The sequence below is a fragment of the Actinoplanes sichuanensis genome, assembly GCF_033097365.1.
GTDB classification, from domain to species: Bacteria; Actinomycetota; Actinomycetes; order Mycobacteriales; family Micromonosporaceae; genus Actinoplanes; species Actinoplanes sichuanensis.
Window position 1 is genome coordinate 5,139,319 of sequence record NZ_AP028461.1, and the last position, 24,518, is coordinate 5,163,836.

General features: G+C 70.1%; 19 protein-coding genes. 8 read left to right on the forward strand and 11 right to left on the reverse strand.

The annotated features are described in order from the left end of the window. The first annotated feature begins 1 nt into the window (after position 1). Entirely contained in the window at positions 2 to 1,240 is a 1,239-nt protein-coding gene (locus Q0Z83_RS23680; protein WP_317796166.1) for an MFS transporter, read from the forward strand. Next, positions 1,237 to 2,751 carry an FAD-dependent oxidoreductase gene (locus Q0Z83_RS23685; RefSeq protein WP_317796167.1) on the forward strand — a complete coding sequence of 505 codons (1,515 nt, stop codon included), beginning with the start codon at positions 1,237 to 1,239 and terminating at the stop codon, positions 2,749 to 2,751. Before Q0Z83_RS23680 ends, Q0Z83_RS23685 begins: the two co-directional genes overlap by 4 nt. On the opposite strand, the gene Q0Z83_RS23690 is transcribed toward Q0Z83_RS23685, so the two are convergent. The 5 genes from Q0Z83_RS23690 to Q0Z83_RS23710 all read right to left on the reverse strand — a co-directional run bounded on the left by Q0Z83_RS23690 (position 2,748) and on the right by Q0Z83_RS23710 (position 7,673). Then, the gene (locus tag Q0Z83_RS23690) at positions 2,748 to 3,257 is read right to left on the reverse strand and encodes an alpha-amylase family protein (protein ID WP_317797122.1); all 510 of its coding nucleotides are present in this window, start codon (positions 3,255 to 3,257) and stop codon (positions 2,748 to 2,750) included. The genes Q0Z83_RS23685 and Q0Z83_RS23690 overlap by 4 nt on opposite strands. An 8-nt stretch (positions 3,258 to 3,265) precedes the next feature. Beyond that, positions 3,266 to 3,790 carry a TIM-barrel domain-containing protein gene (locus Q0Z83_RS23695; RefSeq protein ID WP_317796168.1) on the reverse strand — a complete coding sequence of 175 codons (525 nt, stop codon included), beginning with the start codon at positions 3,788 to 3,790 and terminating at the stop codon, positions 3,266 to 3,268. Next, complete coding sequence (locus tag Q0Z83_RS23700) at positions 3,787 to 5,583, reverse strand: rhamnogalacturonan lyase family protein (protein ID WP_317796169.1); 1,797 nt, start codon at positions 5,581 to 5,583, stop codon at positions 3,787 to 3,789. The genes Q0Z83_RS23695 and Q0Z83_RS23700 overlap by 4 nt, the downstream gene beginning before the upstream one ends. Positions 5,584 to 5,759: 176 nt before the next feature. Continuing rightward, a complete protein-coding gene (locus Q0Z83_RS23705) occupies positions 5,760 to 6,398 on the reverse strand; it encodes an alpha/beta hydrolase (RefSeq protein ID WP_317796170.1) in 639 nt (212 codons plus the stop codon). A 267-nt stretch (positions 6,399 to 6,665) separates the two neighbouring features. After that, on the reverse strand, positions 6,666 to 7,673 hold the full coding sequence (locus Q0Z83_RS23710) for a hydroxyacid dehydrogenase (protein ID WP_317796171.1): 1,008 nt from the start codon (positions 7,671 to 7,673) through the stop codon (positions 6,666 to 6,668). Positions 7,674 to 7,868: 195 nt separating this feature from the next. Between Q0Z83_RS23710 and Q0Z83_RS23715 the strand changes: the two genes are divergently transcribed. The 4 genes from Q0Z83_RS23715 to Q0Z83_RS23730 are packed head-to-tail and all read left to right on the forward strand — an operon-like array spanning position 7,869 to position 11,973. Then, complete coding sequence (locus Q0Z83_RS23715) at positions 7,869 to 8,846, forward strand: ABC transporter permease (protein ID WP_317796172.1); 978 nt, start codon at positions 7,869 to 7,871, stop codon at positions 8,844 to 8,846. Then, on the forward strand, positions 8,843 to 9,727 hold the full coding sequence (locus Q0Z83_RS23720) for a carbohydrate ABC transporter permease (RefSeq protein WP_317796173.1): 885 nt from the start codon (positions 8,843 to 8,845) through the stop codon (positions 9,725 to 9,727). The genes Q0Z83_RS23715 and Q0Z83_RS23720 overlap by 4 nt, the downstream gene beginning before the upstream one ends. Before the next feature lie 10 nt (positions 9,728 to 9,737). Then, positions 9,738 to 11,360, forward strand: coding sequence for an extracellular solute-binding protein (locus Q0Z83_RS23725; protein WP_317796174.1), 1,623 nt, complete (start codon positions 9,738 to 9,740; stop codon positions 11,358 to 11,360). Between the two features lie 55 nt (positions 11,361 to 11,415). Beyond that, complete coding sequence (locus tag Q0Z83_RS23730; RefSeq protein ID WP_317796175.1) at positions 11,416 to 11,973, forward strand: hypothetical protein; 558 nt, start codon at positions 11,416 to 11,418, stop codon at positions 11,971 to 11,973. A gap of 16 nt (positions 11,974 to 11,989) precedes the next feature. On the opposite strand, the gene Q0Z83_RS23735 is transcribed toward Q0Z83_RS23730, so the two are convergent. The 4 genes from Q0Z83_RS23735 to Q0Z83_RS23750 all read right to left on the reverse strand — a co-directional run bounded on the left by Q0Z83_RS23735 (position 11,990) and on the right by Q0Z83_RS23750 (position 18,987). Continuing rightward, positions 11,990 to 12,724 (reverse strand): hypothetical protein, encoded by a 735-nt coding sequence (locus Q0Z83_RS23735; protein ID WP_317796176.1) that lies wholly within the window; start codon positions 12,722 to 12,724, stop codon positions 11,990 to 11,992. 1 nt (position 12,725) lies between these two features. Beyond that, the gene (locus tag Q0Z83_RS23740) at positions 12,726 to 15,797 is read right to left on the reverse strand and encodes a CHAT domain-containing protein (protein ID WP_317796177.1); all 3,072 of its coding nucleotides are present in this window, start codon (positions 15,795 to 15,797) and stop codon (positions 12,726 to 12,728) included. Between the two features lie 401 nt (positions 15,798 to 16,198). After that, positions 16,199 to 17,263, reverse strand: coding sequence for a LacI family DNA-binding transcriptional regulator (locus Q0Z83_RS23745; protein ID WP_317796178.1), 1,065 nt, complete (start codon positions 17,261 to 17,263; stop codon positions 16,199 to 16,201). Positions 17,264 to 17,298: 35 nt separating this feature from the next. Then, positions 17,299 to 18,987: a DUF2264 domain-containing protein gene (locus Q0Z83_RS23750; protein WP_317796179.1), complete on the reverse strand. Its 1,689-nt coding sequence runs from the start codon at positions 18,985 to 18,987 to the stop codon at positions 17,299 to 17,301. A 96-nt stretch (positions 18,988 to 19,083) separates the two neighbouring features. Between Q0Z83_RS23750 and Q0Z83_RS23755 the strand changes: the two genes are divergently transcribed. Continuing rightward, entirely contained in the window at positions 19,084 to 21,792 is a 2,709-nt protein-coding gene (locus Q0Z83_RS23755; protein WP_317796180.1) for an exo-rhamnogalacturonan lyase family protein, read from the forward strand. A 60-nt stretch (positions 21,793 to 21,852) separates the two neighbouring features. Here the strand turns inward: Q0Z83_RS23755 and Q0Z83_RS23760 are convergent, their stop codons facing one another. Continuing rightward, positions 21,853 to 22,551: a TetR/AcrR family transcriptional regulator gene (locus Q0Z83_RS23760; RefSeq protein WP_317796181.1), complete on the reverse strand. Its 699-nt coding sequence runs from the start codon at positions 22,549 to 22,551 to the stop codon at positions 21,853 to 21,855. An 86-nt stretch (positions 22,552 to 22,637) separates the two neighbouring features. Here Q0Z83_RS23760 and Q0Z83_RS23765 point away from each other — a divergent pair, with 86 nt between their 5' ends. Next, positions 22,638 to 23,513, forward strand: coding sequence for an SDR family oxidoreductase (locus tag Q0Z83_RS23765; protein WP_317796182.1), 876 nt, complete (start codon positions 22,638 to 22,640; stop codon positions 23,511 to 23,513). Here Q0Z83_RS23765 and Q0Z83_RS23770 read toward each other — a convergent pair. After that, positions 23,494 to 24,459, reverse strand: coding sequence for an NAD(P)-dependent alcohol dehydrogenase (locus tag Q0Z83_RS23770; protein ID WP_317796183.1), 966 nt, complete (start codon positions 24,457 to 24,459; stop codon positions 23,494 to 23,496). The genes Q0Z83_RS23765 and Q0Z83_RS23770 overlap by 20 nt on opposite strands. Positions 24,460 to 24,518: the final 59 nt, after the last annotated feature.

Sequence of the window (24,518 nt, forward strand, 5' to 3'; positions counted from 1 at the left end):
CATGCAACCAGCTCTCCTCGCGCTTGCGCTCGGCACGTTCGCGATCGGCACCGGTGAGTTCGGCAGCAACGGGATCATCCAGTTGTTCGCCACCGACCTGGGCGTGTCCATTCCGGTCGCCACCCACGCGATCACCGCGTACGCCGTCGGGGTGGTGATCGGTTCGCCGGCCATCACCCTGCTGGCGGCGCGCGTCAACCGCCGTACCCTCCTGCTCGGTCTGATGGTGTTGTTCCTGATCGGCAACGCCCTCTCGGCGGTCGCACCGAACATCACCCTGCTCGTGGTCTTCCGGTTCGTGGCCGGATGTGTCCAGGGCGCGTTCTTCGGAGCGGGCGCCGCCGTCGCCGCCTACCTTTACGGGCCCGGCCGCGGAGGCAAGGCGTTCGCCACCGTGATGGGCGGGCTCACCATCGCCACCATCGTCGGGTCGCCGCTCGGCACCCTCATCGGCCAGCAGGCCGGATGGCGGGCGATGTACTGGGCCGTCGTCGCGATCGGGCTGGTCGCCGCAGGCGCCCTGTTCATCTGGCTGCCGCGCACCCGCGACCTGCACGGCGGCTCGATCACCGGCGAACTCGGGGCACTGCGCGCGGCCGCCGTCTGGCGGATGGTCGCGGTCGCCTCGCTCGGCATCTCCAGCATCTTCGCCGTCTACACGTTCATCGGGCCGTTCGTCACCGACGCGGCCGGGCGGGACGCGTCGCTCGTGCCCATCGCACTGGCCGTGTTCGGGGTCGGGATGGCCGTCGGCAACAGTCTCGGCGGGCGGATCGCCGACCGATCCGAGAGCAACGGCCTGATCCGAGGGTACGGGGTGACGCTGCTCCTGCTCGTGCCGATCGGTCTCGGCGGCGGCGACATCGCGGTCCTGTTGCCGTGCCTGTTCGGGGTGGGCGCGGCGATGATGTTCGCGATCCCCACCATTCAGGTGCGTCTCACCACGCTCGCGCCGGGCGCACCGACCCTGATGGGTGCCCTCAACCTGGCCGCCCTCAACCTGGCCAACTCGCTCGGCGCGGTCGGTGGGGCCGTCGCCCTCGACGCCGGCGGCGGCACCCTCTCCACGGTGTGGGCCGGATTCCTCCTGACCACCGCCGGGTTGCTGCTCTACCTGGTGCGACGGCGCCCGTCCTCTTCGGCCCGGCAGCCGTCGTCCTCGGCCCAGTGCCCGTCGTCTTCGGCCCAGCAGCCTCTCTCTCCGACCCGACTGCCTTTCTCTTCGGTGCCGCGGCCGTGAACGACGAACAGTTCCGCCGCCTCGCCGCCTACGGTCAGGCCGAACACGCCGTGCCCGGCCGGGATCTGTTCACCACCGGCGACCGGTCCTACGACCTCTTCCTGCTCGAAACGGCAGCCGTCGAGATCGTCCGCGATCAACGGGTGATCTTCCGAGCCGGGCCCGGTGACTTCCTCGGCGAACTCGGCCTGCTCACCGGCCAACACGTCTACCTGACCGGCCGGGTCATCTCGGCGGGCACCGTGATCCGGCTCGGCGCCGCGAACCTGCGCCGTGCCCTGGCCGAACACGCCGACCTCGCCGACCTCCTGATCGAGGCGTTCCGGCAGCGACGCGAGGTGATCCGGACGACCGCGGGCACCGCCCTGCGGCTCGTCGGTCGTCCGGACACCGCGCTCGCGCTGCGCACCTACCTGGCCCAGCTCCTGCTCCCGCACGCCTGGCAGGAGACCTACCCCGGCCTCACCCCCGACGACCTGCCGGCCGCCGTCATCGACCGGACGGTGCTGCGCCGCGCGACTCCCGGCGCCGTCGCGGAAGCTCTCGGCCTGACCTACCGCCCCGACGACCGCGAGGTCGACCTGGTCGTCGTGGGCGCCGGCCCGGCGGGACTGGCCGCCGCCGTCTACGCCGCGTCCGAGGGCCTCAGCACGGTGTTGCTCGACCGCGGCGGCATCGGCGGCCAGGCCGCCAAAACCGCCCGAATCGAAAACCATCTGGGCTTTTCACACGGCATCAGCGGCGACGAACTGACCCGCCTGGCGATGCTGCGGGCCCTCAAATTCAACGTCAGAATCCATTCCCCGTGTACGGCCACCGCCCTCGATCTCACCGATCCGCACCGGCCGACGGTCCAGCTCGACGGCGGTGCTCGGATCAGGTGCCGCGCGGTGATCGCCGCGACCGGAGCGAACTACCGCCGCCTCGACATCCCCGGCTGGGCCGCGTTCGAGAGGGCGGGCTGCATCCGCTACGCGGCCACCGAACCGGACGTCCGCGACTACGCGAACCAGCCGGTGACGGTCCTCGGCGGCGCCAACTCGGCCGGTCAGGCGGCCCTGTCGCTGGCCGCCCACAACGCCACGGTCGACCTGATCGTCCGAGGCACCCGTGTGGGAGCCAGGATGTCCACCTACCTGGTCGACCGGATCCGGGCCCACCCACTCATCCGGCTCCACCTCGGCAGCACCGTCGACGCGCTGATCGGCGGCGACACCCTCAGCGGCGTGGTCATGTCCCGAGCCGAGACCCTGGACAGCCGAGCGCTGTTCTGTTTCATCGGAGCCACCCCGGAGACCTCGTGGTTGACCGGCGTGGCCACCGACGACAACGGTTTCCTCCGCACTCCGGGCCCGCTCCCGTTCCAGACGAGCACCCCACGGGTCTTCGCCGTCGGCGACCTGCGCGCCGGCTCCACCAAGCGGGTGGCCACCGCCGTGGGCGACGGAGCCGGAGCCGTCTCCTCGGTACACACCGCCTTGGCCGCCCGACTCCCCACACCCGCCACCTAGAAACGGTGGAGGCGCGGGATGCTGTGCAGCGTCACCGGGAGGTCGACAATGGCCGGACCCTCGACGGTCGTGCCGTCGTCGGTGAACCAGGTGCCCGGTGGGACGGCGATGCGGCGGGTGGTCGCGGACGGCGACAGCACCGGGGCCACCAGCAGGTCGGGACCCAGGAGGAACTGGTCGACGACCTCGGCCAGTTCACTGTAGTGGTAGGCCATCGGACGCAGGATCGGCTCTCCCGTGGTGGCGGCCGAATCGATCAGCGTGTCCAGTAGGGGCCACAGCGCCTCCCGAACCCGTAACGCCTCCCGGACCGCTGCCTGGTGAGGTGGGTCGAGACGGTCCGGGAGGACGGAGAACTGCATCATCGGCGTACACGCCGCCAGTTGCGCGTATCTGACGTAGAGCTCCTGGTCCCGGCCACCGGCCACACTGACCGCGCTGATCTCCCCGCCGCCGACCATGTCCGGGCACGTGTAGGCGTACCCCAGAAGTGATTGTGCGGCCATCTCCGGAATCAGCGACCGCAACCCGTCGTTGCCCCAGGTCGGGGGTTTGTCCCGGAGCCGCTGGGCGAGCGGCTCGCCGCCGAGCCCCCAGCAGGCCCGCACCTCGTTGTACGGATACCCGAGCCCCACCGAAGCATCACCGCGAACCCGGCTTCCCGCAGCGTCGCGATCATGCCCGGCGGGTCGGGGAACCGGGCCCGGTCGAAGACCCATGTCCCGTACGCCGGCGACCACGAGTCGTCGATCATCAGCACGCCCGGCGGCATCCCCAGGTCGAGGATGCGCCGGGCGTACCCGAGGACCGACTCCTGGGTCGGCGTGTACGGCATGTCGATCCACGTGTTGTACTGCGGCGCCCGGAACATCCGCCGTGCCGGTGCCCGCCCGGCGGGCCGGATCTGGGAGAGGTAGGCGTCAGCCGAAACGGCCAGGTCCCGGGCGAACGCGGTCCGTCCGAACGGCATGGCCGTCCCGTCGAGGACCGCGCCACCCCACCAGAGTTCCCCCGGCAGCAGGGGTATCCGCAACGTCATCCGCCCACGTATCTGATGTTCGGCTGGGCCGGGGTGCTCATCCCGGTACCGAGGAAGTAGTCGACGTGATGGGACTGGAGGTAGCCCTTGAGGGTCATCGCGTTGCGGTACGCCGGGTTGTGGGCCGGCGTGTACAGGCGCGTCGAGGTCGGCTGGTCGGTGGTGAAGATGACCAGCTCACTGGAGTCGGCGTTGGTGAAGACGACCTCCTCCCGCCAGTCCCCCAGGATGTCGCCGACCATCGCCGGATAGGTCGTGCTCGCGTTCACCGCCCCGAACTTCCACGTGGTGACCAGCCGGTTCACTCCCGCTGCGGCCGGATCCCACTTCTCGATCTTCCCGTCGTTCAGTAGTTCCATCCCGAGGTCGCCGTCCCACCACAGGCCCTGCTGCGGCCACGGGCCCGCGGTGCTCGACTGGGTGAGCCGGTTGGTGGGCGCGTTGTAGACGCCGGAGAACGACCACACCTCCATTCCGGGGTGTCGGGAGTCGATGTCTCCGGCCATTCCACGGGCCACGTCGGCGACGCCGGATTCGACGTGCCGCCACAGCATCGCCCCGGTTCGCGCGTCGTAGTAGTACTCGCGCAGGCCGCTCGGATTGTCCTGCTGTACGCCGTACCCCTGTAGGCCGGCTCGGCTCGGGTCCATCTTGGCCAGGTGATACCGGTCGCCGTGCACGATTCCGGCGCCGCCGAGGCTGTATCGCAGCGTGCCGTTCCCGTTGAGCAGGAACCCGATCTCGGCGACCTCGTCGATTCCGTCACCGTCGACGTCGATGATCCGGGTGTTGTGGCCGTCGGCGGCGTTCAGGCTGCCGCGCAGCCATTTCCACTTCAGCTGAAGGGCGCTTCCGGTGAAGACCCAGGCGGATTCCATCAGGTTGAAGGCGCCATCGGCTTTGCGATTCTTCATGTACGCGACAAGCGTCGGCGTGGTGCCGTCGAGGTACCCGACCCCGAGCCGGGCACCCATCGGCCCGTCGGCGAGGTAGTCGGTCGGCACCGCCGCGGTGGCACGCGGCGCCCCGGTGCGCCCGTCGAGGATGGCCAGGAACTGTCGATTGTCGTCACTGTTGGTGAACGTCGTGCCGTCGCCGAACGTCACTCCGTCGGCGATCCGGACGGCCACCTCGGCGTACCCGTCGCTGTCCAGGTCGTAGACGGTGACGCCGTCCCAGTGCCCGACGTCGATCGCTGAGCTGCCCGGCTCGATGTTGTCCTGGTTGACGCTGTTGGCCCCCAGGTTGATCGACCACAGGAACCGGCCGTCGTTGCGGTAGGCCTCCACGGTCTGCGGCGACGTCTGCCTGTCGACGACGTAGTCATACTGTCCGTCACCGGTCAGGTCACCGACCCAGACGAACTTGACCTTGCCGCCGGCCCGCAGCGGCACCCGGACGACGGGTTCGATCGCGTGGTTCGCGGTCAGCGTGAACGAGCCGCTCGCGGCGGTCTCGGCTCCACCGACGACCGGCCGGACCCGATAACGATTGGCGACGGTCGGGTCGGCGGTGGTGTCCAGATAGTTGGTCCCACCGGTGAGAACAGCGGCATTGACCTTGGCGTACGTGACACCGGCGTCCACTGATCGGTAGACGTTGAAGCCGATTCCGGCCGGGTCGAGGCCGAGCAGCCGCCAGGTGACGAGAATGCCGTCGGCCCGGCGGACGGCGACGACTCCACGGCCGAGGTTCTCCATCGGCCGTGGCGCGGCGGCGACGGCGGCCGTGGGGGCGGCACCGACGGTGAGGACGAGGAGCGCTGTCATCAGAATGCGGGGGATGTGGCGCATCGAAACCTCCTGGAGGTTCGAGATCGGGGATGAAGAGCCACGCATTAAAACGTTTACAGGCCCGTCATGAAATCAGCTCCGTCGATTAATAGTCAAGCCCCTCGAAAATGGCTCCCGGAAACGACTGATAGCCACTCGTCTCCATTGTCGACAAGCGGCTGAACAGTGCGGAGAAATCAATTCAGGGCGGCTCCCAGTGCGTCGATCAGGGCGGCCCGGAGTCTGCCGCCGAGCCTGGTACCGGGCATGCCGAGGTAGCCGTGGACCGCTCCCGGCTCGACATGCAGCTCGGTGGGGACGCCGGCCCGCATCAGCCGCCGCGCGTAGTCGACGTCCTCCGCCAGGAACAGGTCGAGAGTCCCGACGGCCAGAAAGGCCGGCGGCAGCCCGTCGACGTCCCGGTTGTGCAGGGCCAGGGCCGCGGCGAGCCCGGCACCGGCGCTGCTGCCGCCGATCGCGATGCGCCCGGCGTCCGCCCCCGGCGCGTCGTGGTGCAGCCAGGCGAGCACGTCCCGGCCGTCATTCAACCCATGGGGGTACGGGTACTCGGGCGCGAGCCGATAGTCGGGCGACACGATCACCGCCCGTAGCTCGTGCGCCATCCGTTCGAGCAGGTCCTGCCCGTGCTCCGGCAGCCCGGTCAGATACCCGCCGCCATGCAGCCAGAGCACCGCCGGAAGCCGCTCCCCCACCGCCCCGACCGGCCGAACCGTCAACACCCGACAACCGGGTCGCTCCTGCCCGACCGGCCGAACCGCCGGCACCCGCCGGCCGAGCCACTCCTCACCGACCGCGACCGGCAGCCCGGTGACCACACCCGGAACCGCGGGCCGGTCCCGCTCCGCCCCGGCCCGGACGCGGGCCAGTCCGAATCGTCGAGCGCGAGTCTCGGCCCCGGATCCATGGCCAGAGCCAGTTCCGGATCGAGCAGCCGCCGCACCTCCCCGCTCACCGCCACTCCCGGCAAGCGGGGTGAACGCGCGAGCGAGCGGACGCACGAGCCAGACGAAGGCGCGGGCGAAACGGGCGCACGAGCCGGACGAAGGCGCGAGCGAAACGGGCGCCGCGCGTCCCGGGCGGCATCAGGCGATCCAGGCGAGGTGGTCGAGGTGGATCCGGCCGCGCAGGGGGTCGCCTCGCAGGAATCGGGCGATCTCCGCGGTGGCGAACTCGCCGAGGCGGCGCACCTCCGGGCCCTCGGCTCCGGCCAAGTGCGGGGTGATGAAGACGTTGTCCAGGGCGAACAGTGGATGGTCGGTCGGCAGGGGTTCGGGGTCGGTGACGTCGAGCAGGGCGGAGATCCGGCCCGTGACGCATTCGGCGACCAGTGCGGCCGTGTCGATCAGGGCGCCCCGGGCGGTGTTGATGACGACGGCGCCGTCCGGGAGCAGGGCCAGGCGGCGGGCGTCGAGCAGGTGGCGGGTCTCCGGCAGGGCTGGGGCGTGCAGGCTGAGCAGGTCGCTGTGGGCGCAGAGGGTGTCGAGGTCGCGTAGTTCGGCGCCGAGCGACCGGGCCTGACTCGCGGTGACGTGCGGGTCGGCCAGCAGCACGGTGGCGTCGATGTCGCGGAGTCGTTCCAGGACGAGGCGGCCGATGCGGGAGGCGCCGACGATGCCGATCGTGGAGCCGAGCAGGCCGGGACCGCGGTCGGCGGGCCAGCCACCGGCCGGGCGGGGTGCGGCGTAGCGGCGGGCGCGGGTGAACGCCGCCTTGGCGCCCAGGGTCAGGGCGGCCATGGTGAATTCGGCGACCGGCAGGGCGTTGGCCTGAGCGGCCGAGGTGACGACGATGCCATGTTCGAAGACCGCTTCGTCGACATGCCGTTTGACGGTCCCGGCAGCATGCACGACGGCCCGCAGGCGGGGCGCGGCGGCCAGCACGCCACTGTCGATGCGGGGCGCTCCCCAGCCGCTGATCAGGATCTCCGCGTCGGCGAGAGCGGCTCGGGCGGCCGGCGAGTCGAACGTGGTGAACGTGACCGCGGGGTCGAGGCGGACCAGCCGGCGGAGGCGGTCGAGGACGGGTACGGGGAACGCTTCCTGTCGGGCTCGCTCGGAGAGCGCGAAGACCGCGGTGGGTCGATGGGGCACGTCGGGCACCTCCAGATGTTTAAACGTTTTCTAGCACAGGCGGCACACTCCGCCCAGCCCGCGGACTAAGTCCAGCAAGCGAGCGCGGGAAACTCTTGACCGTCGATTGAAAGCGTTTTATCTTTCTGGCACCTTGTTTCCGCGAGGTTAAAGATCACGACCGCGCGGTCAGAGATCACGAGAGGTGAGGCCCGGATGGTGACGGTTACCCCGGCCCCGGCCAGCGCTGACCGGAAACCCGACGAACCGGCTGCCGCGCCCGCTCGCCCCGGGCGGCGCCAGCGCATCCGGGCCGGCCGGGCGCTCTACCTGCTGCTCCTGCCCGGGGTGCTGTACTTCCTGGTGTTCCACTACGGAGCGCTGTTCGGCAACGTGCTCGCGTTCCAGGACTACGTGCCGTTCCTGGGGCTGCGTGACAGCGCCTGGGTGGGGTTCACCCACTTCGAGCGGATGTTCGGCGATCCACTCTTCTGGAGCGCGGTCGGGAACACCGTACTCATCGCGCTGTTGCAATTGATCTTCTTCTTTCCGGCCCCGCTGGCGCTCGCGCTGCTGCTGCACAGCATCGTCGGCGACACCATCCGCCGGTTCGTGCAGAGCGTGGTCTACCTGCCGCACTTCCTGTCCTGGGTGATCGTGGTCGCGCTGTTCCAGCACATGCTCGGCGGCGCCGGGGTGGTCAACGGCTGGCTCGCCGACCTCGGTGTCGGCGGCATCCAGGTGATCGGCGATCCGGACCTCTACAAGCCGCTCGTGGTCGCGCAGGTGATCTGGAAGGAGTGCGGCTGGGCGACGATCATCTTCCTGGCCGCACTGGCCAACGTCGACGAGCAGATGTACGAGGCGGCCGCGATCGACGGTGCGTCGTGGTGGCGCCGGCTGTGGCACGTCACGCTGCCGGCCATCCGCCCGGTGATCATCCTGCTGCTGGTGCTGCGGCTCGGCGAGTTCCTGTCGATCGGCTTCGAGCAGTTCTTCCTGCAACGCCAGTCGGTCGGTGCGGAGGCGGGCGAGGTGCTCGACACGTTCGTCTACTACACCGGCTTCGCCGCCGGCGACTTCGGCTACGCGGCCGCGGTGGGCCTGTTCAAGGGTGTCATCGGCGTGGCCCTGATCTACGCGGCCAACCGGGTCGCCCACCGATTCGGCGAACAGGGGATCTACAAATCGTGAGCAGGTACGCGTATCCCGCCTGGCAGGGCCGGCCGAGCCTGGTCGTCCGTACCGCCAAGATCATTGCTCTTGCCGTGATCGTCGCTCTGGTGATCTTCCCGTTGTGGGCGGTCGTGTCGACCAGCCTGGCCGACCCGCAGCAGGTCATCGACAACGGCGGCTGGGTGATCTGGCCGTCGCAGTGGGACGCCGGCGCCTACCGGGAGATCCTCGACGGCGGCATCGTCACCCGTGCCCTGCTGGTCAGCGCCGGCATCACCGCGGTCGGCACGACCCTGAGCCTGACCTGCACGATCGGTCTGGCTTACGCACTTTCCCGACCGAGGTTGTACGGCGGGAAGCCCCTCCTGCTACTGGTGCTCTTCACGTTCCTCTTCCCGCCCGGCATGGTGCCGTTGTTCCTGGTGGTCAACGGGGTCGGCCTGTTCGACCAGTACGCGGCCCTGGTCCTGCCGTTCCTGATCAACGTGTTCAACCTGGTCGTGATGCGCGGCTTCTTCCAGTCCATCCCGGAGGAGCTGCTGGAAGCGGCCCGGCTCGACGGCGCCGGCGAGTTCGCGATGCTGCGCCGGATCGTGCTGCCGCTGTCCAAGGCGGTGATCGCGGTGGTCGGCCTGTTCTACGCGGTCGCCTACTGGAACCGGTTCTTCGAGGCGATCATCTACTTCAACGACCAGACGAAGTGGCCGATCGGCACCGTCCTGCGCCAGTACGTCACCGGCGGCGCCGCCCTGGCCGAGGGCGGCGAGGGCACCGTCTCCTCCCCGCAGTCCATTCAGATGGCCGTCGTCGTGCTGGCCACGCTGCCGATCGTCTGCGTCTACCCGTTCCTGCAGCGCTACTTCGTCAAGGGCGTCCTGACGGGGGCCCTCAAATCCTGAAAGGTTCGCGATGAAGCGACGTTCCCTGCTCCAGTTGACCGGTGCCGGCGCGCTGGGCGGCCTCGCGGCGTGCAGTGGCGGCGGCTCCGATACCGGCAACGTGGGCAACGCCGGCAAAGACCTGGCCCCGTGGCCCACCTACGTGCCGTTCGCCGGTCCGCAGCCGGACGCACCGGGTGACGACAGTGTCGGCGTCCAGCCGCTCTACCTCACCTATCCGGCCCAGCTCACCAGCGCGTACACCGAGGCGCCGGGTGACGGCAGTGAGGTGACCGCAATGGTCGTCACCTATGAGGCGCCGCCGAAACCGCTCGAGCAGAACAGCTTCTGGCAGGAGATCGGTAAGGCACTCAACGTCAAGCTGAACGTGGTCGTGGTGCCCGACCCGGAGTACGCGCAGAAGATGACCACGCTGATGGCCGCCGGCGGCGATCTGCCGGACATCGTGATGTTCACCAACCTCAACCTGCCGCGCCGGGCCGAGTTCATCCAGCGCGGCTGCGCCGACATCTCCGACCTGGTCGCCGGGGACGCGGTCAAACAGTTCCCGGGCATCGCGAACATCCCGACCTACGCGTGGAAGGGCATGGGCCGCATCGGCGGGCGCATCTACGGCGTACCGCTGGAACGCCCGATGCCCGCGAACAGCATGTTCGTCAACCGCACCCGCCTGGACGAGGTGAAGGCCCCGGTCGACTGGAACCACGACCAGTACCTGTCGGCGATGCGCGACCTCAGCTCCGGCCGCCGCTGGGGCACCGGCTGGTACAAGACCCTCTTCACCGGGCTGGGCGGCATCACCTACCACGCCGGGACGTGGGGTGCACCGAACATCTGGGCGGTGCAGGGCGGCGCGTTCACCCACACCGCGGCGACCCCGCAGTTCGAGCAGGCGCTCGGCGTGATGCGGGAACTGACCAGCGCGGCCACCCACTATCCGGACAGCCTGACGGCGAGTTCGACGGACATGCAGAACAATTTCTACAACGGTACGGTCGCCAGCCTCCCGAACGGGTTCGGTGCCCTCGCCCTGCCCAACCTGCAGAAGATCGGCAACCGATACACACTCGGACTGGCCCGGCCGTACTCGGCACAGGCCACCCCGTGGCGCAGCCTCGGCAACTTCGGGTTCGCCACGTTCAAGAAGGCCGCCCCGGAACGTCTCAAGGTGCTGCTGCGGATCGTCGACCATCTCAGCTCCCCGTTCGGCACCAAGGAGTACGAGCTGATCAACTACGGGGTGGAGGGTAGGCACTTCACCAAGGAGAACGGGGTCATCACCACCACCGAGCTGTACAAGTCGGAGAACAGCTCGACCCTGCCGATCCGCTACATCGGCACCGCGCCGACCGTCCTGCACCTGCCCGGCTATCCGGAGGTGGCGCAGGCCGCCCACGAGTGGGAGAAGGCGGTGATGCCCCGCAGCATCGCCCAGCCCGCGGCCGGACTGCAGTCGGCCACCCAGTCCAGCAAGGGCGCCCAGCTCGACCAGATCCTCGGCGACGGGATCGCCGCGATCACCTTCGGCCGCAAGCCGGTGTCGTCGTGGAAGGAGACGCTCACCCAGTGGAAGGCGGCCGGCGGCGACCAGCTGGCCGAGGAGTTCGCCAAGGAGTACCAGGCCGCCTCCTGACCACCCCACTCGCTGCGCGGCGTCGTCTCGCGAGCGCTCGCTACAGTCACGGACCATGAAGCGGGTATTGATCACTCTGGTTGTGGTGGCGGTTCTGGGGATCGCGGCCATCGGGGTGTACGGGCAGGTCCGCCGGATGAACCGGGAAGCCGCTCGGCAGGCGACCATCGATCGGTTCGTCGCCACCCACCCGCTGGAGACGACCGCGGCGGCGATCGACTGGGAGCGGCGCCACGGGCGGGCGACGCACTTCGCCCTGGTGCCGCAGAACAGGCCGCCGGCCCTGGTCCGGATGGATCCGTCCGAGTCACTGGTCGATGGCGGGGTCACCGACATCTACACATACGACGGTCTCAAGGTCGTCGTGAACTTCACGGCCGTCCCGGGTGCGCATCCGTGCGGCGATCAGCCCTGCATCCGGGACGCCGACTTCACCGTCCGCACCGAGGACGCGCCGAGTCTGCAGCACGCGGCCGTCTGGATCACCGGCGCCACGTCACCCGTCCCGGCCGAGATCCGGCAGTTCTGGGCGAAGACCGCCTGGGTGCCGATCGCCGACGCGCAGTGGTACATCGAGCTGGCGGAGAAGGGCTCGATCACCCTCCCCGACTGACCGAGAAAGGTCCGCGTCAGGCGGCGGCGTCCAGCACGAAGGAGCCGTCCGTGGTGTTCAGGCGGAACGGGCGGATCCTGGTTCGAGCCAGTCTCGGGCCGACACTCGGCAGTGTGCGGCCGCGCACGTGCGCGGTGACGAACAACGAGCCGGTCAGAGTCGCGGTGGTCTTCGGCCGCTCGATGACGGCGAACACGGTACGGCTGGTGGAGAGCAGGGGCTGACCGGTCGCGGCGAGGAAGGTCCAGCCGAAGCAACCCGTCCCACGACCACGGGTGGTGATGACCGGCTGGAGTTCCTGATAGCGGAACACCCGCCCGGTCTCGACGCCGGGCGCCCCGGGCACGCCGACGAAGGTGAGATCGACGTCCACCGAGAAGGTACGCGACCGTTCGACGTCGATCGGCGTGCTGACGGTGTCCGGCCACAGGCTGCGAGCGATCACCCCCGGCGTGTCCAGGGTGACGACGTAGTCGGCCTGCACGTACCGGCGACTGCCCGGCAACGGATCGAGATCGAAGGGGAACTCGACGATGTCGAAGGCGAGCCCGTTGATGTCGGGTCGCCGTCTGGTGAGGGCCGGCAGATCGTCGAGTGCGAGCGGGTAGACCGTCAGGTGACCGAAACCGACCCCGCCCTCGTCGATCAGCCGTGGCCGGTCGCCGGGGCCCAGGGTCTGGCTCTCCGAGTAGAGCTTCTCGTGACCGGCGACGGCGTCGGCCGGCAGCGGACCCGCGGCAATGGTGATCATGTCAGTCTCCGGTCCCGTAAAGCATGAAAGGCAGCGACATCGCGCTGTCGCCGGCGAAATCCGTCATCAGGTCACACAGTGCGGTGCGGAACGCCTCGTCGGTCCGTTCCCCGTGACGCCAGAGTTCGAGGAATCGGTAGACCATGGTCAGCGCCGCCTCCTCCTCCGCCCGGTACATGGTGAGGAACAACGCGCTCGCCCCCTCGACCAGGAACGCGCGGCTCATGCCGAGCACACCGTCGCCGGTCACCCGGCCGGCCCCGCTGTGGCACGCGGACAGCACCAGCAGGGGCGCGTCGAGCCCGAGGCCGGTGACGTCGTCCAGACGCAGCAGCCCGTCGTGGGTCGCCGTCGGGGCCAGCGCGATGTACGACTCGACCGCCGGGCTGAGGCTGTCCGCGGCCTCGGCATGGGTGGCGAGCAGGACCACACCCGCGGCCGGCCCGGCCCGGCGCAGGGCCTCGAAGGTCGCCTCGGCTCCGATCCGGATGTCGCGGTCGGATCCCGCGAAGAGGGCGGCCACATCGCCGACGTGGTTCCGTGTCCGGGTCAGCGGATTCAACCCGGGCAGCGGCATGGGCTCGGGATCGACCAGGGCGAGCAGACCGCCCGCGCGCAGGTCCGGCCGCTGCCGGTCGAGCAGCCGATCCGCCGGCGACAACGCCGGCAGGAAGGTCAGCGCGCGCTGCCTGATCAGCGGTACCCCGGACCGGTCGGGCAGAGCGGCGAACGGCACGCGGAGCAGGAAGAGGTGCGGTACGACCGTGATCGGAGCGTCCCCGGCCGACAACGGCAGGAGCGGCCACCAGACGTGCTCCGCGATCCAGGCCAGCCGACCGGTGATGGCCGTCTCGATGCCGGTCAGCTGATCCGCCGTACCGGACGAGCGCTCCTCGATGAGCCGGTCCAGGTCGGCGACCGCGTCGTTCAGGGTGCTCGTCGCGACCGGGTGCCGCATGCACCGGATGTCACCGTCCGGCCGGATCACCCAGGCGACCAGTTCGTCGGGCCGGACGAAATACTCCACCACGCTGTGGCCGAGCCTCGCCACGACCGCGCGGATCTCCTCCACGCTCGGCACCGGCGTCGGCGCGTCGAGCGGGCCGAGCAGGTCCGCGGTGGCCCGCGCCCGGGCCAGTTCGGCGGCGACGAGCGCCTCGTCCACCGCATCCAGGTCGAGCAACAGGCCGACCAGCGCGTCGTAGAAATCGAGCGCGTGCTCGACCGCGAGGATCCGGTCCCGGTCCTGGTCCAGTCGCCCGCGCCATTGCTCGACATAGCCGGACAGCCGGGCGGCGCCGTCACGGTTGCTGCCCCGCCGACTCGTCAGCGCGGCGAGTGGATCGGCCTTGTCGAGGTACCGTTTCGACTCGGCGATCTGGGCGGCGGCCGAATTGATCGCCACGCCGGTCTCCATCTGCGACCGCAGCAGCTGGGCGAGGCCCGGCACCGCACCCGCGTCCCGATGGACGGCGTCCAGGAAGCGAGCCTCGGCGGCCTCGATCTCATCGACCGGCGACTGCGGGTGGACACCGCCCGCGAATGTCGCGATCATACCGTCCCGGGCCACCACCAGGTGCGGAACCACCGCCACCGCCTCGGCGCCGCCGACCGTTGCCGCGGCGACCAGCGCGTGCAACGTCCCGGTCGCCTGTTCCAGGCCCTCGGCGAGTGCGGTCACGGCGGCCGCGTCCGCACCGGTCGGTCCGGCGACCAGGATGTTCGAAAGCCGGATCAACTCGGCCAGCACGCCGAGCGATTCATGCAGCGCGACCCGGAGCGTCCGGAACGCGGCGGTGAGCGTGTCCGGGGCGTGTTCCTCGGCCGCTGCGATGTAGGACGTGAACCCTTCGAGAACGCCGGACACCTGACCGAGAGTGTCGGCGATCGGCCGGATCAGGTTACGCACCATCACGTCCGAGGACAGCCGTCGACGGAGCACCACGGCGGATCGCAGATGCGTGAGCAGGGCCGGGTAGTCGCGCATCTCGAAAGCGACCCGGACCTGATGGTTCAGGAGCAGGGTGAGACTGATCAGGTCCGGTTCGGTTCCAGTCGGGCCGGTGGCCGTCCCCGCCTCGACGGCCTCGTTGATCAGTTCGGCCGCTCGCGCCATCAGCGGGGCGGCCTCCGCCTGCCGACCGGCGATCGCGAGATCCTGGGCGAGAAAACGCAGCGACTCGCGGTCATCGACGGTCATCGACGGCAGGCGGTACGGCTCGGACTCGCGCCGCCAAGCCCGGAACGCCACCTCGCCGTCCACCCGGTCGACACCGGCCAGCAGGTCGAGCCCGGGCACCAGCCGGACAGCGGCGCCCGAGTCCAGCACGACCAGCCGCGGGCCCGCACACGAAGACGAACAGCCGGCGGCCGACGGCACCGTCACCGCACCACCCGACCCGATGACCGGCGCCCACCGACCGACGGCGTCCGGGCGCGCGATCTGCTCGCGGAGACGCTGCACCGTACGCCCACGCAGCGTGCCGACGAAGGTGACCCGCAGGTCGGCCCCGAGTTCGAGCACGCCGCTCACCCGGTGTTCACCCGGCTCGAAATCGACGTCGAGCATCGCCTCGTCGATGCGGATTCGCCGGCCGTCCACCCGGTGGTCCGGCACGTCGTCGCCGCGGCCGGTGATGACGATCCGGGAGCCCACGACGGTCTCGGCACGGTTCAGACCCTGCGGGTTCCAGATGATCAAAGTCGACGCGGCGGCGTCCTTCACAGCGAAGGTGACCGCGATCCGCCCGGCCTCGTCGGTCCTCAGGATCAGGCGGCCGGACACCGCGAGATCCCCACTGGACAGGCCGGTGAGGTGGTAGAACGGGAAATCGACGTCCAGCGCGGACACCGGCGCGGCGTTCGGCAGCGACCCGTCGGGCAGCGGCTCGGTGTCGGCTTCCTCCCGGCTCTCGTCATCGACCGCGGAGAGGGTCGCCCGGGCGTAGGCGACCACCGCTCGGGCGCCGAGCACGTGCACGATGTGGACGGTGCTCTCCCCGTCGACGACGAGGCCGTCGAAGGTGTCCCACACTCCGCCGGGGTGACCGGCGGCCGCCCAGAACCGGAACACCCCATCGCCACGTGACCACCGACCCACGAAGGTGGAGGGCGGAAACGGCTGACACGAGCCGTCGGCACGCCACCGGAACTCCATGCCGTCCAGGACATCGCGAACCAGACGCGTCTGACGTGCCGAATCGGACAGCCGGAATCCGGCCCCCGGCCGCACCGGCTCCAGAATCCGGAGCTCGGACAACGACAGTCGAACACGCCCATCCTGGCCGCTGAGCCCGATCAAGCCAGCCATCCCCAGAGTCGCACGATCAGGGATCCAGCTTTCCAACGATCCGTCATCCGCGCTACGCCGACGGCACACATTCGACTCAACGGGTCCGGGCCCGCGACGACCCGACGGTTCACGCGGGGGCGGTACCGGCGCTCACCACGGGTGTTCCATGCCGGCGGCCGCGTTCAGCGGCGGCGGACGGCGGGGCGGACCGAGTCGCGGACGACGATGTGGGTGCCGAGCATGACGTGGCCGGTGGTGTTCTCGCCTCGTTCGAAGGCCAGGCGGGCGGCGGTCCGGCCCAGCTCGTCGTGGGGTACGTGGACCGTGGTCAGGTCGATGTCCTCGGCCGGGGGCAGGTCGTCGTACCCCATCAGGGAGATGTCGTCGGGGACCCGCAGCCCGTGCTCTTTCAGCGCCCGCAACGCGCCCGCCGCGACCAGGTCGTTGGCGGCGAAGACGGCGGTGAAGTCGGGTGGGCCGGCGGCCAGGCGGCGTTTCATCAGGCGGTAGCCCTCGGTGCGTTCGAGAGTGCCCTCGACCTCCAGCGACGGGTCGTGCGGGACACCGAACGCGGCCAGCGCCTCGCGGTAACCGGCGATCCGGCCCTCCGAGGTGGTGTACCCGGCCCGGTGGGCCAGATACAGGATCCGCTCGTGGCCCGCCGACAGCAGGTGGCTGGTCGCCGCGCGGGCGCCGCCCACATTGTCGAACTCGACACCGACGGACGGGACATCGGCGCCCAGCGGGGGGCGGCCACAGAGCACCAGCAGGGAGCCGGCGGCGGCGAGCGCGTGGGCGTACTCGCTCATCCGGGTCTTGTAGTCCTCGTCGTCGACGACGTTGCCGACCAGGATGACCGCGTCGGCGCCCTCCTCGCGCATCAGCCGCACGGTGGCCAGCTCGCGGTCTGCGTCGCCGCCGGTGGTGCCGATCAGGCAGAGCCGGTCGTGCTTGGCCGCCTCGGCCTGCACACCCTGGGCGACGTGCGCGTAATACGGCGACACCACCGAGTTGAGCACTATCGCGATCGTCTTGCTGGTCGCCCCGGTCAGCGCGCGGGCGTGCGGGTTGGCCACGTAGTCCAGCTCGCGGACCGCGCGCATCACCTTGTTACGGGTGGCCGGGGCGGGCGGGTAGGTGCCGCCGAGGATCCGGGAGACGGTGGCGATCGAGACGCCGGCGCGGGCCGCGACGTCGCGGATGGTGACCCGGCGCGACGCGGGTTCGGGGGCGCTGGCCCGTGGCATGGGATCTCCGTTCAGGAGGTCGGGGTGCGGGAAGTTTAACCGGTTACATGGTCGGCCCCGAGGACGACCAGGAAGACGTAGTCGCGGGTGCCGCCGGGATGCCGGGCGGTCAGGAACGGGGTGGCCGAGCAGGGGCCGAACGGGTCGGCACCGGTCCGGTCGTCGACACCGGCCCCGGTGAACCCGATCAGCCCGGTCACGCTGCTGCCGAGTCCGTCGGCACGGGTGACCTTGGCCGAGGTCGCGGTGACTTCGCGGGTGGGTGGCCGGGTGTCGGCGAGGGCGTGGCCGCTGACCCGCACGAGGTGCCCGGCCGGGGCGGTGACCTCGTGGATCCGGACCTCGGTGGTGCCGTCGACGACCGAGGTGGTGACCACCTGGACCAGCGCGTCACCGTGGCGTGAGGTGCCCCTGGCGATCCGCTCGACGTGTCGCCGCTCGACGATGTCCGGCGGAGTCTCGCCGAACTGCGGGGCGGTGTGTGTGCTGTACGCGAACCGGGTGTACAGCGGGTCGGGCGGCCCGTCCGGCGGTGTCTTCGCGGCCCGGTCGCTGCCGTGGTTGATCAGCCGGACCACCCCGTCGGCGCGGGTGCCGGACAGCAGCCAGCCGGGCCCGGGCAGCGCTACCGTGACATCGCCGGTGTCGATCGCGGCGGGTTCCTCGGGTGCGGTCCAGACCGGGTGTTCCGGCGGCAGCAGAAGACCGAGAAAGGCCTTCGACGCCCAGTACGGCGAAGCCGGCCCCGAATACGACTGGACCATCGGCCGGAACGGCCCGTGCCAACCCAGAGTCAGCAGGCCACGGCCGTCGATCGCGCCGCGCTCCAGGAAATGCCGGAGGGCCCCGGAGGCGATCCGACGGGTCCGCCCGGGCGGCAGTGGGGTGGCGTCGACCAGCGCACCCAGCCACAGCGGGGCGACGGTGGCGAACCGGTAGGTCAGCGACCGGCCCTGGAAGACCGGGCTTCCGTCGGCGGCGAAGAAGTGCTGGTAATCGTCGAGGAACTCGGACAGCCGGGCGGCGTACGGGCCGGTGCGGTCGGCCATCCGCGCCCACAGCACCGGATACAGGTGCAGCGCCCACCCGGTGTAGTAGTCGAAGTTCTGTCCCGGCCCATCGGAGTACCAGCCGTCGCCGGTGTACCAGTCTTCGATCCGCTGCAGGCCGCCGTGGATCTCGGCGGGCTCGTGCGGGCCGCCGACCGAGGCGAGGAACTGTTCGACGATCACCCGGAACAGCACCCAGTTACTGTCCGGTGTGCGTTTACCGATGATGCCGGCCAGCCAGTCGACGATGCGTTCCTGACGGTCGGGGGCGAGCCGGTCGTACAGCCAGGGCCGGGTCTCGTGCAGGGCGATGGCGATGCTCGCCGCCTCGACGATGGGCTGCGACATGTCGGTCAGTGCCGGCCAGGCGTACCGGTGGCCGGAGTCGGTCCCGGCGATCAGCCCTTCGGCGTAGCGGTCGAGCAGCGCGCCGGGCGCCGACCCGTTCGCTCCGGCGATCCGGAAGGCGGCGAGCAGGAACGTACGGGCGAAGCCCTCCAACCCGTCGCTGACCACTCCGGCCCGGGACGCCGGTCCGGGCAGCCGGTACTGGGCGAAGCCGTCGGTGGCGTACGGCTCGACCGAGGTGAGCAGGTGATCGGCGACCGCCTCCCAGTGCGCGCGGGTCCAGCCGGTCAGCGGCGACAGGTCACGATCCTCGGAAGGCAGGCGCATTGTTAAAACGTATCCCCCCACCTTGACAGGTGTCGATATCCCGTGTTCCGATCGCAGATCTTAAAACGTTTTACCGATGGAATCCACAGCGTCCTGATGGGAACCGTCATGCCCCTGTCCCGCCGTACCCTGCTGCGCGGTACCGCCGCCACCGGCGCCGCCGCCTACCTCCTCGACCCCACCCCAGCCGCGGCCGCGGCGGTCACCGGATCCGACGGCACCACGCTGACCTGGGTGGACGGCACCATCCCCGCCGCCCTGGCGGCCGGCACCACGTTCGGCGTCCCCTGGCCGCGCGGCCGGTTCACCAGGGACCAGACCTTCGCCCTGACCACCGCCGACGGCACCGGCGTGCCGGTACAGACCTGGGCCACCGGCTACTGGCCCGACGGCACCCTCAAATGGACCGCCCACGCCACCGGCCCCGAGATCCCGGCCGCCGCCGGATACCGGCTCACTCCCGGCACTCCGACCGCTCCCGCCATCGCCGTCCGGGTCACCGACCGCCGAGACCGCGTCGAGGTCGACACCGGCGCCGTCCGCTGTGTACTCCCCCGTCACGGCACCGAACTGATCTCCGCCATCACCCGAGCCGGCAGCACCGTGGTCCGCGCAGCCGAACTGGTCTGCCTGCGCCGCGACTCCCCCGGCGACGACGACACCGGCACGATCCGCACCACCCGGTTCGAGAGCGCCGTCGAGAAGGTCACCGTCGAGCAGACCGGATCGGTCCGCGCCGTCGTCCGGGTCGACGGGAACCACCGGGACCAGCGCCGCCGCTGGCTGCCGTACAGCATCCGGTTCTACTTCTACGCCGGATCCGACGGTATCCGGGCGGTCCACTCGTTCACCTTCGACGGCGACCCGAACCGGGATTTCATCGCCGGGCTCGGCCTGCGGTTCCGAGTGGCGATGAGCGGCGAACCACACGATCGGCACATCCGCTTCGCGGGTGCCGACGACGGGATCATGGGCGAGGCGGTACGCGGCATCACCGGCCTCCGGCGCGACCCGGGCACCGCCGTCCGCGCGGCACAGATCGCCGGCCAGACCACCCCACCGACCGCCACCTGGGACAGTCGGGTCACCTCCCGCCTGCAGTACATCCCGACGTTCGGTGACTACACGCTCAGCCAACTCAGCGCCGACGGCTTCCAGATCAGCAAACGCACCGGTACCGGACACGGCTGGATCCCGGTCGACGGCGGCACCCGCGCCGGTGGCCTCGGCTATGTCGGCGGACCCGATCGGGGCTGCGCCTTCGGGATGCGCGACTTCTGGCAACTGCACCCCACCCAACTCGACATCCGGGGCGCGGCCGGGCCGGAGGCGGAGGTGACCGTGTGGTGGTGGTCGCCACGGGCGAAACCGATGGACCTGCGCTTCTACCACGACGGCATGGGCCAGGACACCTACCCCGAACAGCTGGAAGGCTTGGAGATCACCTACGAGGACTACGAACCCGGCTTCGGATCACCGTACGGCGTCGCCCGTACCACCGAGTTGATGATCTGGGTTTTGGACGGCACCCCGCCGGCCTCGCGACTGGCCTCGCTGACCGACGCCGTGCGGACGCCGCCGCTGTTGACCGCACCGCCCGCGCACCTGCACGCGGCCGGGGTCTTCGGCGACTGGAGCCCGGTCGACCGGTCCACCCCGGCCCGCGCCGAGATCGAGGACCGACTCGACGCCCTGTTCGCCTACCACCACGGGCAGGTCGACCAGCGTTCCTGGTACGGCTTCTGGGACTACGGCGACATCATGCACAGCTACGACGGCGACCGGCACGTGTGGCGCTACGACGTCGGCGGCTACGCCTGGGACAATTCCGAACTCTCCACCGACCTGTGGCTCTGGTACCACTACCTGCGCACCGGCCGCCCCGACGCGTTCCGCTTCGCCGAGGCGATGACCCGCCACACGTCCGAAGTCGACGCCTACCACCTCGGAAGATACCGCGATCTGGGTACGCGCCACGGCGTCCAGCACTGGGCCGACAGCGCCAAACAGACCCGGATCAGCAACGCCGGCTACAAGCGGTTCCACTACTTCCTGACCGCCGACGAGCGGGTCGGCGACCTGCTGCACGACCTGTACGACTCGGAACGCACCTTCCTGGTCCTCGACCCCAGTCGCAAGATCCGCACCGAGCCGTACACGCCGGATCCGCACGCTCTGGGCATCTCGACCGGCACCGACTGGGGTGCGCTGGCGCTGGCCTGGCTCACCGAGTGGGAGCGCACCGGCAGCCCCGACGCCCGCCGCAAACTGCTCGACAGTGCCCGCAGTCTGGCCGCGCTGCCGAACGGGTTCATCCAGGGTGGCGGGTTCATCGACCTGGACACCGTGACGTTCAACCCGGACGTGCCGAAGGTCGGTGTCGGCTCGTTGCAGGCGGTCTTCGGGCTGGTCGAGGTGTGCAGCGAGATCATCGCCCTGACCGGCGACGCCGACTTCACCGACGCCTGGCTGCAGTACTGCCGCCTCTACAACGGCACCGCCGCCGAGCAGCAGGCCGAGACCGGGGTGGCGTTCGGCAGCCAGAACCTCCGGCAGGCGCACGCCCGGCTCACCGCGTACGCCGCCGCGAAACTCGGCGACCCGACCCTGGCCGCCCGCGCGTGGCAGGAGTTCTACACCGGCCACGCCGGATATCCCCGCAACCAGAACTGGGCCGTCACCCGCGTCGCCGGTCCGGCGGTGCTGAAGCCGATCGACGAGGCGGGCTTCTCGACCAACGCGTCAGCCCAGTACGGCCTGGCCGCCATCCAGTGCCTGGCCCTGATCGGCGACAAGCTCCCGTAACGACGGACGGACCGCGGCCTTCCGCGCACGGCTGCGGTCCGTCAGGTGGCTTCCGCGACGTCAGGTGGCTTCCGCGATGCGGTCCAGCCAGTCGGCGAGCAGGGCGATCTCGCTGGTCGTGAGGGTTGTGACGTCGGGTAGGGCGGCACGCAGGGTCACCGCCGCCGCGGCCGGGCCGCCAATGCCGGAGGCTTGCTCATCGGTGAGGACGGCTGCGCAGACCGAGTCCCAGGCGAGGTCGGCCAGGGTGCCGTCGCGTTCGTCGTCGGGCTGGTCGATGAGGGCGAACACGACCCCGACACCAGCCGCGTGGATGAGGTCGACGGCGCGGCGCTCGGGCACACGCAGGCGGCCGGCGCGGGCGACTCGCCGCACCCGCTGCCGGAGGACCTCGGTGCCGGAGTCGACGGTGGCCTGGCCCTCCGGGGTGCGTTTCGCCGTGTGCATGAGGCGGAACAGGGCCGGGTTGGCCAGGCCGAAACCGACGTGCAGGTGCCAGCCGGAACGCAGTCCCTCGACCGGGTCGGTGTCGGCGTCGACAGGTGGTTTCTGGGCCGTGTAGGTCGCGAACCCGTGCTCGGCGACCGCGTCGAGCAGGCCGTTCTTGTCACCGAAGAGGCGGTAGATGGTCGGCGCCTGAACGCCCGCGGCCAGCGCGACGGAACGGGTGGTCACCGCGTCCGGCCCCTCGGTGGCGAGCAGGTGGGCGGCCACCTCGACCAGGCGGGAACGGACGGCGTCGCGGGTGGGCTCCTTCACGTTTCCGATGTTAGCGGCGGATTGCTATCGCTGAGATTCCGGTGTTAACGTTTGTTTGTTATCGGCGATAGCAGGGAGAGATTCGCATGATCGTCATCACCGGGGCCACGGGTGGCCTCAACGGCGCCACCGTCGACCACCTCCTCGACCGGGTGCCCGCCACCGAGATCACCGTCGTCGCCCGCGACGTCACCAGAGCCCAGCGGTTCGTCGAGCGCGGGGTGACCGTGCGATACGGCGACTACGCCGATCCGGATTCGCTTACCGCCGCCTTCGAGGGCGCCGACCAGCTGCTGCTGGTGTCGTCGAACGATCCGGGCGCCGACGCGGTCGCCCTGCATCGCACCGCGATCGACGCGGCCGTCACCACCGGAGTCGGTCGTGTCCTCTACACCAGCCATCAGAACGCGAAGCTCGACACACCCTTCAAACCCGGCCGTGATCACGCCGCCACCGAAGGGCTGCTCGCCCAGTCGGGACTCGCCTGGACATCCCTGCGCAACGGCTTCTACCTGCACAGTCTCACCTGGCTGATGGGGCCGTGGCGGGAGACCGGCGTCATCGCGGTGCCGGGCGACGGGCCGGTGTCGTGGACGGCCCGCGACGACTCCGCCGAGGCCGCCGCGGTCATCCTCGCCTCGAACGGCGCGTATGACGGCCCGACCACGATCACCGCGGGCTCGGCGCCGACCCTCGCCGACCTCGCTGTCGTCGCGTCCGAGGTCGCCGGCCGGACCATCGGATATCGGATCCTCGACGAGGACGAGTGGCTCGCGGCACAGATCGCCGGTGGGACGCAGGAGTTCATGGCCCGTTTCCTGCTCGGTTTCCACCAGGCGGCGCAGCGCGGCGACTTCGCCGGCGTCGACCCGCTACTCGGTGAACTCCTCGGCCGCGACCCGGTCACCGCCCACGACTTCCTCAGCCGTCCCGCGGCCGACACTACTGCTCGGAGAGGCTGATCACGACCGCGCCCAGTCGTTGCTCGGACTCGACCCGGCGGTGTGCGACGGCCACCTCGGCCATCGGATAGACCCGGTCGACGATCGAGTGGATCTGACCGGCCTCGATCATCTCGGCGAGCGCCGTCAACGCCTCGGGCGTCTCCGGCGCGAAGGCCACCGTGACGTTCCTCGTCGACACGGAGCGAACCATCACGGACAGCCGCGGGTTGCCGTTCAGATATCGGCCGCCGGGTTGCAGCATGCCGAGCAGGCGGCGGTACGGGCTGTCGGCGACCATGTCGAAGATGACGTCGAATCGGCGGCCGGTGTCCGTCACATCGCCGGCGGTGTAATCAAGGAAATCGGTGGCGCCGAGACGACGTACCAAATCCTCTTTGATGTGGTGATCGACAGCGGTGACGTGCCCGCCCATCGCCCGCGCGATCTGAACGGCGTGGGAACCGATGCTGCCACCGGCGCCGTTGATCAGCACCTGCTCCCCCGGCTGAATCCGTGCCCGCCGCATGAAATGCAACGCGTTGAGCCCGCCGAGCGGAACCGCGGCGGCTTCGACGTACGTCATGTTCCGCGGTTTCGCGGCGAGAGCCGCATCCCCGGGAAGGACCACATATTCGCCGTAGGCCCCCAACCGCAGGCCGGCCGAACCGTAAACCTGATCCCCCGCCGCGAAACGGGTGACCCGCTCCCCCACCGACACCACCTCACCGGCGAAATAGCCGCCCAGGACGTGCCGCCGCGGCCGCCGCACACCGATCACGAGCCGCATCATCGGCCGGGTCCACATCACCGGGAAACGCAGACTCCGAAGCTCGCAGTCGGACTTGGTCGCCTCCGCCGCGTGCACCCGGATCAGGATCTCCCGGCCATCGGGAACCGGCGCGGGAATCTCGGCGAGACGAAGAACATCCGGCCCGCCATAGCGGGTGTAAACGACGGCCTTCACCGCACCATCGCATCCGCTCACCGGCTCGCCGTCAAGAATGCACGGCGAGCCGGATCTGA